Here is a 10,098-nt window from a genome sequence, read left to right as displayed (position 1 = left end):
GCCCGAAAATCCCCATCCGTTACCCGGAAGCGAGCCTTCCGCCCACGCGTAGCCCGGCCCGGACCCGCCTGCGATCGGCCAGCCGCCGCTTTGAATCGTCGATGTGGTCGGCGTCGTGGACGTGGTGTCGCCCGCCTGCGCAGTGGACGCAAGCGACCACCAAAGAAGTGCGCTCGCCGATGCAACAAGAGTGTGTTTGAAGGGAGCCATGATTAGTCCTTTCGCGATGAAATCGCGACCTGATTGGTCAAAGGTGTAATCAGTGCCCCCGGGAAACCGCTGATCGTTCTTGCTCTATACGGTTACTGGATACCCGACATCGCGTGGTCGCGCGTCGCCTTGATTTGTGTGCCGGGCCGAACGCTGTAGCGCCGTGCTCGTATATGGCTGGATCGGGCGCTCGATAATTGCAAGTTCCAGGCCAATAAAAAAGCGCGAATCGAATTTCGATTCGCGCCTTTAAAGACAGTAGAAAGAAGTGAAAGAAAGCGCTCAATGTCTTGATGGCATTGGCGCTTTAAATCGTTTGCAAATGACTATGTCAATGAATCGACAATGCGTGTTACGCCACAGACGTAACGTTTTTAATGCCGATCGAACGTAACCTCGGAAACTAGTCACGCGATTACGTTTTGCATGCTTCGGAATACGAACATAGTTCAGACGAAAGCGGCGAGCTTCGCAAGGCTCGCGCTAAACATCACACCCCCGCCCCACCCCCAACCCTCGCCCTATGCACAAAAATCTGCCGCACCACCGCCTGCCCGTTGACGATCAACAACCCCGCCAGCACCAGCGCCGACCCCGCCAGAAACGCCGCATCGACATGCTCATGCAGCAACACCACACCCAGCGTCACCCCAAACATCGGCGTCATGAACGACAGCACGCCCAGACGCGCGGCAAAGTATTTACGCAGCAGCCAGAACCACACCAGATAGCTCACGAACGTCACCACCACCGTCTGAAACGCCAGACTCGCCAGCGCAAAACTGGTCGGATGAAAACCTGTCTGCCCGGTGATAAACGCAAACGGCACCAACAGCACAAACGCGCACGCCAGCTGACAAAACAGCGTCTGCGTCGCCGGCGCGTCGCTCAGCCGGCTGGTGCGCACGACCACCGTCGTCATGCCCCATGCCACACCGCCGCACAAACCCATGAAATCGCCGAGCATCCAGTCCGGGCCCGGCACCGTGCCGCCGCCCATCAGCGCCGGCCCAAGGAACGCAATCGCGATGCCGCTGAACGCGAGCGCAATCCCGCCCCATTGCAGACGCGCCAGACGCTCGTCGGGCAGTTTCACGTGCAGGCCAATCGCCGCGAACATCGGCGCCGTATACAACAGCACGGCGATATGCGAAGCATGGGTCCGCCGCAGCCCTTCGGCGACAAAGAGAAACTCCAGCGCGAACAACACGCCCACCACCAGACCGGAACGCAGCCCGATGCCCGGCAGCCAGCGCTCGCGCAACACGAAACGATTGAGCAGCCATACCAGCGCTGCCGCGCCGCCCGAGCGCAACGCCACCTGCAGCATCGGCGTGATGTCGCCGGCCACCGCCTTGATCGCCACTTGCTGCGTGGCCCAGATGAGACACAAGGTCACCATGATCGCGACGGCCGCGCCGTCTACCTGCTTTCTCATACCTGTCTCGCCGACATTATTTTCTGATCGGCGTAGTATGGGTTCGGCGGAATCAAGTTATATAGCTCAAAACTGACAACCGATAGCGACGGACTGCCAGGATCAGTCGATGCGCGTATTCTGCTTTTTGTCCCGACTCGTCCGCGCGCGAGGACCATCGTGATCCAGCTTCCCTATTTCGCAGCCGTGCTGGGCTTTTTCGGCCTGGCGATCCTGATCGGCGGTCCGATTCTTCTGCTCGGCTGGCTGCAAGGCCGCTTGATCTATCCGCACGAGCGCTTGCGCCGCAGCATCGCCAGAACGAGCAAGGACAGCCGCATCGGCACGATCCGCGTACGCACCGCAGACGGCGTCGAACTGACCTGCGACTACGCGCCGCCAGCCAATCCGGCGCTTGCGACGATCGTGCTTTTCCACGGCAACGGCGACGATCTGGATCAGCGCGCGCACATCGGCCACGCGCTGCTCGACGCGGGCTATGGCGTGCTGCTTGCGGCCTATCGCGGCTACGGCGCGCCGGGCCGGCCGAGCGAAGCGGGCCTTTACGCCGATGGCCGCGCCGCGCTGGCTTTCGCGGCCCGTCATGCGCGCGAAGTCGTCGTGCATGGGTTTTCGCTGGGCTCGGGCGTCGCCGTGCAACTGGCGAGCGAAACGCCGCTTGCCGCGCTGGTGCTCGAAGCGCCCTTTACCAGCATCGCCGATGTCGCGGCCGCGCGCATCCGCTGGCTGCCCACGCGCGCGTTCGTGCGCGATCGCTATGACAATCTCGCGAAGATCGGCGCAGTACAGGCGCCCACGCTCATCTACGGCGGCGACGCCGATCGCGTGATTCCGCCCGCGCAGTTCACGCGGCTTTACGAAGCCGTGAAAGCGCCCAAACGTCTCGAAGTCGTTGCGGGCGCAACGCATGCCGATGCCTGGGAACGCGGCGGCAACGCACACGTGCTGCATTTTCTCGCCGATGTCCTCGGCGAGAAGACGGCTAAATGAACGCCTCTTGCGCGCGTTCTTCGTTAAACTGCGGCTTTCTCCTTACCCGATCTCTTCGCGACCTCGCGACTGAATCCGGCATGCCGTGATGCAGTCGGGCGCAAATTCGCCGGATCAATCACATAATGAAGAAAGCCACGCTCACGCTCGCTATTGCAGTTTTTGCCACCGCCGCACAGGCCCAGTCGTGTCCGCACGGCGCGCCGGTCCGGGTTATCGGCGACGTCCCGGGCGCCATCAGCTACGACGTATTCAGTCACCTCTACCCGCTCAACGCCGATGTGCTCGCGCGCATGAGCGCCGCGCAACAGATCACGATGATCCCCGACGGCACGATCGCCTGTACTATCACCGACGACGGCGTGCCCAACCCCGGCGCGGTCCTGATCGCCGGTCCGCATGGCAACATGAACTACTGGCTTTCCAGCGCTTCGGTGAAGCCGCTGAAATAAAAAAGCCACACAGCGTCATCAAAACGCTGTGCGGCTCTCATGGTCATGGCGATCGACTGGCAAATCAGTCGAACCCATCCGCCCAGATCAGAAGTCGATCTTCGCGTTCAGGCTGATCGTGCGCGGGTCGCCCGGCGCGATATAGCTGTCGTACTGGAACATCCAGTAGCGGCGGTTCGTGATGTTGTCGATGGCCGCGCGCAGCGTCACATCATGCCCGCCGATGCGCGTCATGTAATTCGCGCCCACGTTCACGAGCATATAGCCGCCCGTCTCCAGATCGCCGGCCGGACGCACGCTGGTGTTGCCCGTGTACTTCGCGTCGGCGCCCAGTTGCAGGCCCGGCACCATCGGCACGTCATAGGTCACGCGCGCGGCGGCGGTGAATTGCGGCGCACCGGCCACGCGTTTGCCGTTATACGTCTGCCCCTTCGCGTACCACGTGTCGAGCAGCATGATGTCGCCCGCCACCTGCCAGCTACGGCCCAGGCGCACGCTGCCGCCCGCCTCGATACCTTCGTAGATCGAATCGCCGTCCTGCATCAGCACGTTCTGGTCATTGGCATACGACGCGCCGCGCTCGATGCGGAACAGCGCCGCATTCGCGCTCCAGCGTTCGTGCTCGGTCTTGATACCCACTTCATACTGACGCGAGCGCAGCGGATTCAGCACCGATCCACCATTTGCGTAGATATCCGAAACAACCTGCCCCGCTTCCAGCGACTCGACATAACTGCCGTAAATCGTCGTAAGCGGATCGAGCTTGTACATCAGCGCGACGGTCGGCGTAACGACGCCGTTCTTGCCGTAAGCAGCCGTCGTCGCGCCCGATTCCGCGAAGGTTTCCTGATCGTAGTTCGTGTAACGCAGACCCGCGAGCAGCGACCAGCGGCTCGTGATCTGCATCGTGTCGCTCAGGAACAGCGACTTCTGGTTGATCTCGCTCGCGCGGTACTTCTCCAGGCCGCTGCCCGAGTAGAAGACGTACGGGTTCTGCACATACAGATTGCCCGAGCCGAGCGTGCCGCCCGCCGTGGTGGCGGCGTTGTTGTAATCGTTGGTCTGATGCTGGATCGACGCGCCGGCCACGATCTGATGCGTGAACGGCCCGGTCTTCACCTTGCCTTCGAAGGTGCCTTGCCAGTAGATGTCCTGATGGCCTTCGTCGCCATTCCAGCGGTAATCGGAGTAATCGCCCGACTGGTTGGCCAGCGTGAGCGTGCTCTCGTTACGGTCGCGCGCCGACTTGCTATAGCTCGCCGACGTATTGAAGCTCCAGTCCGGCGTGATCTGATATTTCACACCGGCCGTGTAGAGCTGCAGATTCGTGTTCAGATGCTGCCCGGCGCTGTTGAGCAGATTCGAGCCGCCGCTGATGGTTGCGGGCAGGCTGGTGCCCACATAGCTGCCGGGAATGTAGATCGCCGGCGTCTGGCCGCTCGAACGGCTGGTCTGATAGATCGCGTTGAAATACACGTCGAGGTCGCGCGTGAGCTGACCGTCGAGCGCGAGCGCCACCGAATTGCGGTTGATATCGCCCGCGTTATAGGTTTTGCCCTGTTCGTGCGTGTAGTTGATACGCGCGCCGAACATGCCGTCCGGGCCGAAGCGGCGGCTCATATCGGCGTGCTCGCTGATCACGCCGTCCATGCGATAGCCGATATCGAAACTCGTCACCGGGTCCTTGCCCGGCTTTTTGGTCACGTAGTTGACCACGCCGCCCGGCTGCGCGAAACCGTACATGAAGCCGCCCGCGCCCTTGAGCAGTTCGACGCGTTCGAGGTTTTCATAAGGCATCGTGATGCCGTACGAAATGAACGGATTGCCGTCGATCTTGAAGCCGTTCTGCCAGTCGATCGGCAGGCCGCGCACGGTGATGTAGGTCGCCCACGCGCTGTAGGCGTTGCTGTTGTCGGTCACCGAGGCGTCGCCCGCGAACACATCGCCGAGCTTGTTGGCCTGGCGGTCGGCCAGATCCGTGCCCGTCACCACCGTCGTCGAGAACGGCGTGTCGATCTGCGAACGCGTGCCGAGCGCGCCGTTCGAAACGGGCGTGTTCAGGTGCAGCGGCGTGTCGTCCACGTTCTGGGCGCTCACCTTGACGGCGGGCAACGACTGTTCCTTGCCGCTCGTGGCCGAAGCGCCGCTCGCGGAAAGCGCGGGCGCGGCAGCGGTGTTTGCAGACGCGTCAGCGGCGGCGGATTGGGCGAAAGCGGATTGTGCGGCGGCGGCAAAGGCCAGCCAGACAGCGATCTGCAAAGGGCGGGCGAGCGTGCGCTCCGTGCGGCGTGCGAGTTGTTGATTGTTCATATCGGCCAGGGATCGGGGCGCCTCCCGCCCCAGAATGACAATGAGAAGTATTCTCATTCCATACGGGCCGCATGGTAGCAAAGCGCATTATTTTTTGAAAGGTTTCTGTCGGCGAACGTTGGAGTGTTGTACGAATGACACGCGTCGCCGCCACGACGGATCAACAGCGAATCAGGCGCGACGCGGCGCCGGTTTTCGTGGACAATCGCCCTCCTTTCAACCTACCCACGTCTGGCCGCTGCCCTCATGAAGTCCGTCCTGCCCGCTCTCGCTCTGGCCTTCTGCGCCGTTGCCTACGCCGCTCCCGCCACGGAAAGCGCCCGGGTGATTCCGGTGAACAACGGCATCACCGCGCTCAAGCTGCAAGGCCAGCGGGCGATGGCCGTGCGGGCATGGCGCGAGAACTTCAACGCGCACGGCTTCGACGTGGTGACGCTGTACATGCAGGATGGCGGCGCGAAGCCCGGCGCGTGGAACATCGTGCCGGTGTTCGATCACGATTCCGCGAGGCCCGAGCATCTGGAGATCGTCGTGAGCGGCGGTGCCGATTGTCTGCTGCGCGACTTCCGCCTCGTCAGCACGGCCGACGGCAAATCGACCTCGCTCGTCACCGCCACGCGCGAAATGGGCGAGAGTTACGCCGATCCGGCCAAGGTGCGCTTCGACTACTACGTGCTCACCAGCAACGACGAAGGCAGCGCGGGCCGTCCGCGCATGTATTTCGAGTGGAAGAAGTCGCGCATCGCGAGCCGCCCTTATTGCGACGTCAACGAAGCTTTCCGGGATGAACTGCATCTGGGGCCGAGCAGCGGCCAGGGCGGCGCGGGCACGGATTGAGTCCGCATCCGGCATCGATGGAGCGATTTTCCGATCGACGCGGCGATTTCTGAGACGCACGGTCAATCGTCTGCAGAAAAACCGGCTATCGTGGCTCGCGCCTGGTGACGGAGAGACGCCAGGCTTGAAGACGGGGGACACTCTGGCGCGCGCTGACTCACGCGCCGGTGACCAGCCGGGAGCCTGACGCTGCGCGCGCTCACAGGGGAGCCGCCCGGCGCGCAACCGGCCGGCCACCGCGCAGACCTGCGCCGGGCTGGCGGCTACACGTCACGACAACACCACCGAGGGCCACCGCCGGCGGCAGCCTGCGATCGAGCGCAATCGATCCGCCAGCCAGACCGGCACACGCGTGGCCGCTGCCCTGCGCCCAGGTTGCCTGCGCAGCGCGCGAGGACTGGACGTGCGTGCCGGAGTGTCCCGCGGATTTCTCTTAAGGCGGCGTGGCATGCGCCGGCCATGCGCACGCCTTGACCTCTACGATCTCGACAATTCCGAAATCAGACGCCCGCCTGCCGGCACAAGCCAGCGCGCTTGCGGCCGCCTTGCGCCAGTTGTTCGTCTTCGGCTTCACGCCACCAGCGCTCGCCGCGCTGCGGATCGGCCAGATCGAAACGCGCGCCGATACGCGGCGTCGCCAGCGTCACGCCACGCGCCACCGCCAGCCCCGTCACGCGCTCGAACGGCTCCTGCCAGCGATGCATCGCCAGATCGAACGTGCCGTTGTGAATCGGCAGCAGCCAGCGGCCGCGCACATCGACATGTGCCTGCACCGTTTCCTCAGGCTGCATATGCACATACGGCCACTGCGGGTCATACGCGCCGGTTTCCATCAGCGTCACGTCGAACGGCCCCAGACGCTCGCCGATCTCGCGAAAATGCGGCGAATAGCCAGTATCGCCGCTGAAGAAGATACGCAGATCGTCGTCGGCGATCGCCCACGAGGCCCACAGCGTACGGTTGCCATCGAACAGGCTGCGCCCCGAGAAATGCTGCGCGGGCGCGGCCGTCAGCGTGATGCCGTCGATCTGCGCGCTCTGCCACCAGTCGAGCTGGCGCACCTTCTTCGCGTCGATACCCCATTCGATCAGGCGGTCGCCCACACCCAGCGGCGTGAGGAACACTTCGGTGGTGGCGGCCAGCGCGAGCACCGTTTCGCGGTCGAGGTGATCGTAGTGATCGTGCGAGAGGATCACGCCGCGCAAGGGCGGCAGATCGGCCAGCGCGATCGGCGGCGCGTGAAAACGCTTCGGGCCGAGCCGCTTGAACGGCGAGGCGCGTTCGCCGAACACCGGGTCGGTGATCCAGTAGCCGCCGCGCAGTTTGAGCAGCAAGGTGGAGTGGCCGAGCCGGTAGAGGCTGCGGTCGGGCGCGGCGTCCAGATCGGCGCGGCTGAGCGCCTGAATCGGCAGCGCGCCCGACGGCACGGTGCCGGACGGCTTGCGGAACAGCACATTCCAGATGATGCCGAGGCTCTTCTTCAGCCCTTCCTGCGGACGCGGCTGCACGTTGCGAAAGCGCTCGCCGTCATGTTGCGGCGAGCCGCCCGACAAGGCGCGCGAGCGGTTCGCAGCGCTCAGACCGAGGGCGTGGCGGAGAAAATCAGGGATCGATGCCATGGAAGGCTTCCGTCAGAAAGTAGACTATGCAGTGTAGTTTATCCCATAAGAAAGTAAACTGCCGGGTGTAAATAGTGGGGTCGATGGCGCTGCGGCTAGTGGCTTGCGGCGCCCGACGCGGCTTTCTGTTCTTTCAGTTCTTTTTGTTGCGCCTTCTGAATATTCTGCGGGTAATCCAGATCGCGTCCGCCACCGGCGATGTAGCCCGCCCCTTTGAGCTTGTTCAGTTCGGCGACGTTTTTCGCGCGCGCCGCCTTACGCGCCGCCTTGCGTTGCGCGCGGGCCTGCTTTCTTTGTTCGGCTTTGGTCAGCGGCGCGGCATTCGACGCGATTTCCGCGTCTGCTGGCGTGCTCGCGCCGTCCTGCGCGCTAGCGCCAGCGGCCGCGCCGCACAGACTCGCGGCGAGCGTCAGCACGCATATCGGCTTGCGGATAGAAAAGCGCATGGGTCACCTCTCCTGTCGTTCTGGTTGTGTATGCAACGAGTTAAGTTTGAAGCGCGTCAATCCGGCATTCAGGTCAGCCGCCAGACGTCCACCACGACCTCGCCCACGGCCGGATAGCCGATCGTGCCTGCGAACACGGATCGATTGAGCCAGTCGCACTCGCCGTCGGGAGCGTCGAAAACTGGCGTGCAGCGGCACCGGTACGCTTCGGGCGGCAACGGCCACACGCCCGGCCCTGCCGAACGCTCGATCACGAGCAAACCGCGATTACACACGTTGATCAGCGTACCTTCACGTGTCTGCAGCGTGTAACGCGCGTCGAGCACGCCCACGCCATCGGCGCGTTCCAGATAAAAGTCGGAACCGCTGGGCAGCACCACGCCCGACATCGACGCGCCTTCGAATCTGCCCGATACGATCGGGAAATTGATGCGCTGACCACCCGGCGTCCTGCCCAGCATCTGCGGCTCACCGCATTGCACGTCGATGCGCATGCACCATTCGCTTTGCAGCGTTCGTCCTGCTGTCATGATTGCCTCGCGTAGCTTCGGGTCGATCGCATCAAGCCGCACCGGCAAGGCGCCGGTTGGCCAGCAGCATGCAGAGGAACGAGATTGCGCACAGCACCGCCGCGCCGCCGCACAACGCGCCGTAGCTCACGCCATGGTCGAGCAGCACGCCTGCTACGAGCGGCCCCACCGCCAGCGCCACGCCCGTGATGAAACCCACCGCCGAAGTCAGCCGCCCGCTCGCGTCCTCTTTCGCCGCGACGGCGAACACGAATGGAATCACGAACGTCCACGCGAACTTGAAGGCGAACACGGACACGGCGTAACCGGCCAGATGCGGGCCTGTACACAGCCCCACCAGCGCGGCGATCAGCAGGCCGTAACCCAGGCCCAGAATCAGCCGGCGACTGCCGCGCCCGCCGATCACCGAAGCGGTCATCGCGCCGGCAATCCCCATCAGCGTCGCAATCGAAAGGATCTTTCCCGAGAGAATCGGATCCAGTCCCGCACCCGCCGCCGCACGCGAGGAGAACGACCAGACCGCGCCAATCGCGAGGTAGAACACGCACACCGCGCTCACTACCAGCAGAGCAAAGCGGCCATCGCGTCCCGGCGCACCCGCTTGTCGTACGCGACCCGCACCGCGCGGGCGTCGCACCGGTTTCGTCAAGCGGCTGCTGAACGCGCCGCATAGCGGCAACGCCAGCGTGGTCAGCGCCGCCACACACAGAAACAGGCTTTTAAGGCCGAAAACAGCAAACAGCTGCGGCAGAAAATACAAACCGATTGCGCCAGCAACCAGTTGCCCGACAATCCACAAACCAAATGCGCGATCCGGATTCGGACTCATGCCCGCGCTCGTCATGCACAGCAAACCGAGCGTGCCGCCCGCAAGTCCCGCCACGAAGCGCAGCGCCAGCAACTCGCCCAGATGAAACGGCATGGCCGCCGTAACGCAATTGGCCACCACGAACACCACCGCCGCCACCCGCGCCACGCGCCGTTCGTCGAAACGCCCCATCCAGAACTGCGCGGGCAAGGCGGCCGAACTGAACGCCATCAACTCGATAAAAAAGTACGCGCCGATCTGCGAAGCGCTCAGTCCCAACTGCTGCGCGAGTTGTACGGCCAGCGCTGGGGCAATCAAGCCCGGCAGCGAAATGATCGCGCCGAGGATGATGATGGACATCAGCGTCCAGCCCGAATAGCGCGTGGCGTCGAGCGCCGCGCCTTCGTGCGGTTCGAGCGTCGTTTTCATTTCCAAAATACTCTCCTTAGTTATCCATA

10 protein-coding genes are annotated in these 10,098 nt (G+C 63.5%); 3 read left to right on the top strand and 7 right to left on the bottom strand.

Going from position 1 to position 10,098, the window contains the following annotated elements; genetic code table 11:
• A partial coding sequence (locus U5A67_RS30455) for a hypothetical protein (RefSeq protein WP_321959774.1) occupies positions 1–210 on the bottom strand: 210 nt, incomplete at its 3' end.
• Between the two features lie 490 nt (positions 211–700).
• Positions 701–1,648 (bottom strand): DMT family transporter, encoded by a 948-nt coding sequence (locus U5A67_RS30450; protein WP_321817237.1) that lies wholly within the window; start codon positions 1,646–1,648, stop codon positions 701–703.
• Between the two features lie 159 nt (positions 1,649–1,807).
• Here U5A67_RS30450 and U5A67_RS30445 point away from each other — a divergent pair, with 159 nt between their 5' ends.
• Positions 1,808–2,638 (top strand): alpha/beta hydrolase, encoded by an 831-nt coding sequence (locus tag U5A67_RS30445; RefSeq protein ID WP_321817236.1) that lies wholly within the window; start codon positions 1,808–1,810, stop codon positions 2,636–2,638.
• Between the two features lie 125 nt (positions 2,639–2,763).
• Positions 2,764–3,090, top strand: a complete 327-nt coding sequence (locus U5A67_RS30440; RefSeq protein WP_205986784.1) for a hypothetical protein — start codon at positions 2,764–2,766, stop codon at positions 3,088–3,090.
• An 87-nt stretch (positions 3,091–3,177) separates the two neighbouring features.
• On the opposite strand, the gene U5A67_RS30435 is transcribed toward U5A67_RS30440, so the two are convergent.
• The gene (locus tag U5A67_RS30435; protein WP_321817235.1) at positions 3,178–5,400 is read right to left on the bottom strand and encodes a TonB-dependent receptor; all 2,223 of its coding nucleotides are present in this window, start codon (positions 5,398–5,400) and stop codon (positions 3,178–3,180) included.
• A 246-nt stretch (positions 5,401–5,646) separates the two neighbouring features.
• Here U5A67_RS30435 and U5A67_RS30430 point away from each other — a divergent pair, with 246 nt between their 5' ends.
• Entirely contained in the window at positions 5,647–6,237 is a 591-nt protein-coding gene (locus U5A67_RS30430; RefSeq protein ID WP_205986785.1) for a carbapenem self-resistance protein CarG family protein, read from the top strand.
• Between the two features lie 500 nt (positions 6,238–6,737).
• Here U5A67_RS30430 and U5A67_RS30425 read toward each other — a convergent pair whose 3' ends face one another.
• The 4 genes from U5A67_RS30425 to U5A67_RS30410 form a co-directional block, all read right to left on the bottom strand.
• On the bottom strand, positions 6,738–7,856 hold the full coding sequence (locus U5A67_RS30425) for an MBL fold metallo-hydrolase (RefSeq protein ID WP_321817234.1): 1,119 nt from the start codon (positions 7,854–7,856) through the stop codon (positions 6,738–6,740).
• Positions 7,857–7,951: 95 nt separating this feature from the next.
• Positions 7,952–8,302 (bottom strand): DUF4148 domain-containing protein, encoded by a 351-nt coding sequence (locus tag U5A67_RS30420; protein ID WP_321817233.1) that lies wholly within the window; start codon positions 8,300–8,302, stop codon positions 7,952–7,954.
• A gap of 68 nt (positions 8,303–8,370) precedes the next feature.
• Positions 8,371–8,832, bottom strand: a complete 462-nt coding sequence (locus U5A67_RS30415) for a DUF3237 domain-containing protein (RefSeq protein WP_321817232.1) — start codon at positions 8,830–8,832, stop codon at positions 8,371–8,373.
• Between the two features lie 31 nt (positions 8,833–8,863).
• Positions 8,864–10,069: an MFS transporter gene (locus tag U5A67_RS30410; RefSeq protein WP_321817231.1), complete on the bottom strand. Its 1,206-nt coding sequence runs from the start codon at positions 10,067–10,069 to the stop codon at positions 8,864–8,866.
• Between the last annotated feature and the right edge of the window lie 29 nt (positions 10,070–10,098).

It is taken from the genome of Paraburkholderia sp. J69-1 (genome assembly GCF_905220255.1).
Lineage (GTDB): Bacteria > Pseudomonadota > Gammaproteobacteria > Burkholderiales > Burkholderiaceae > Paraburkholderia.
The sequence above is the reverse complement of the archived record's forward strand: the minus strand, read 5'-3'. Positions and strand labels throughout refer to the sequence as shown.